Source organism: Rhodoferax sp. GW821-FHT07F03 (genome assembly GCF_059418745.1).
In genome coordinates, this window is the sequence record NZ_JBWKQM010000036.1 from 1 (window position 1) to 932 (window position 932).

Here is a 932-nt window from a genome sequence, read left to right on the forward strand (position 1 = left end):
AACCCGTTTCCAGCGAGGTAGTCCATGAAGCGATTCATCGAAAGCCAAGACCGCCAGCAAGTCACCTTGCTGCCCGAGTGCCTCGATGATTACGTTGGCGAAGACAACCCGGTGCGCATCGTTGATGCTTTCGTTGAAGCACTGGACCTGCGCAGCTTGGGCTTCGCTGGCACCGAACCTGCTCTGACGGGTCGCCCCTCGTACCACCCCGCCGTGCTGCTCAAGCTTTACATCTACGGCTACCTGAACCGCATCCAGTCCAGCCGCCGCCTGGAGCGCGAAGCCCAACGCAACGTGGAACTGATGTGGCTCACCGGCCGGCTGACGCCCGACTTCAAAACCATCGCCGATTTCCGCCATGACAACGGCACCGGTATCCGTAACGTCTGCCAACGCTTCATCGTCTTGTGCCGACAGTTGAAGCTGTTCACCCAGGCCATCGTGGCAATCGACGGCAGCAAGTTCAAGGCGGTGAACAGCCGGGACCGCAACTTCACCGTGGGCAAGGTCGACAAACGCCAGGAACAGATCGAACACAGCATCCAGCGTTACCTTGATGCCTTGGAGACGGCCGACCGTACTCAACCTGCCGAAGTCGAGGCCAAGACGGAACGTCTGCAAGAGAAGATCCAAAAGTTGCGTGAGCAAATGCAGCAACTCGATAAAGTAAAGCGGCAGCTGAAGGATGTGCCTGACGGCCAGATCTCCCTCACCGATGCCGACGCCCGCTCCATGGCCACCCACGCTCAAGGCTCAGGCCTGGTGGGCTACAACATACAGACGGCAGTGGATGCAAAGCACCACCTGATCGTGGCCCATGAAGTCACCAATATCGGCAACGACCGGGCGCAACTGCACACGATGGCCCAGGCCGCGAAAGAGGCGATGGGTAAGAAAAAACTCAAAGCGTTGGCTGACCGAGGCTACTTCAA

At 58.7% G+C, this 932-nt stretch carries 1 protein-coding gene; it reads left to right on the forward strand.

Annotated features, from left to right (window positions below):
• Nucleotides 1-24: 24 nt before the first annotated feature.
• Nucleotides 25-932 (forward strand): IS1182 family transposase (locus tag AC07R0_RS25690; RefSeq protein WP_495107029.1); only part of this gene is annotated, 908 nt, incomplete at its 3' end.